Source organism: Amycolatopsis jejuensis, from assembly GCF_000717335.1.
Classification (GTDB): Bacteria; Actinomycetota; Actinomycetes; order Mycobacteriales; family Pseudonocardiaceae; genus Amycolatopsis; species Amycolatopsis jejuensis.
The window spans coordinates 1-1,156 of sequence record NZ_JNYZ01000091.1 but is presented as its reverse complement, the minus strand read 5'-3'; the positions used below and the strand labels follow the sequence as shown (position 1 = coordinate 1,156).

General features: G+C 65.4%; 1 protein-coding gene. It reads right to left on the bottom strand.

Features of this window, described 5'->3' with window-relative positions; genetic code table 11:
* Positions 1-11: 11 nt before the first annotated feature.
* The coding region (locus OO71_RS45855; protein WP_245633992.1) for an IS630 family transposase at positions 12-1,156 on the bottom strand (1,145 nt) is incomplete at its 5' end.

Here is a 1,156-nt window from a genome sequence, read left to right as displayed (position 1 = left end):
CTAGTGCCGCGTCACGCAACGTTGGGTAGGTAATCTGGGCGGCGGATCTTCGAGCCGGCTGCGAAGTGGCGCTTCGGGTGGCAGTGCCGGTTGCGCCACCGTAGATAGCCGGTGATCGCGGCTTCCTGAACGGCATGGGAGGGATAGTCGCTGCCGTCCAGAGCGAAGTAGCGCAGCGCGGTGAACTCGCACTCGACCCAGTTCAACCAGGACGCGTTGCTGGGCGTGTAGACCAGCTCGATCCCGTGATGGGCACACCATTCGGTGACCTCGGCCTTGGCATGCGGTTTGTAGTTGTCGCTGATCAGGTAGAGTTTCCCGGCGGGGAAGCGGCGGCGGAGCTGTTTGCAGAAGTCGAGGAACTGCGGCCAGCGTTTGCGGTCGCGGAATCGGTAGAACACCTGTCCCGAGGCCAGATCCAACGCGGCGAACATCTGCCGGACTCCGGCATTCCGGTTGTAGGTGGCGCGCAGCCGGACAGGCTGGCCGCGCTGGAACCAGCCGTGACCAGGCCGGGGTTGCAGGTTCAACGGCCCGAACTCATCGACACAGAGCACGCGGCCATCGGCAGGTGGATGGTCGTAAAGGTCCAGGATGCGCGCCATCTTGGCGGCGAACTCGGGGTCACGACTGCGTTTCCAGGTCTTCGTTCGCTGCCAGGTGATGCCGGCCTCGCGCAAGACTCGTCGCGTGGTCTCCGCCGAGACCGCCAGCCGGTGGCGTACGCGCAGGTAGGCGGCCAGCTTGGTGAGGCTCCAGGTGGTGAAAGGTTGCCCGAGCCCGTGGGGATCACTCCGGGCGATGCGGCAGATCAACTCGCGGGCGGCCGGACCGAATTTAGCTGGTCGGCCGCCGCTCCATTTTGGGTCCAGTGCCGCGAACCCCTGGGCGTTGAACGCGTGGATCACCTCCCGCACATAGTTCTCGGTCGCGGCGAACATCATCGCGATCTCACCCGCTGACCGCCCCTGCACCGACGAGAGCACGATCCCGGCTCGACGCAGCCGGACCCGGTCCCTGCTCGACCTAGTGATCTTCACCAAACGTTGTGCTTGTTCGGGCTCTAACTCGTGCACGAACACCTCGGGCTGACGAGCCACGGGCACCACCTCCACCCGGCAGAGTGCCAGGCGTGGCAAATGAGCGGCCCGAAGGG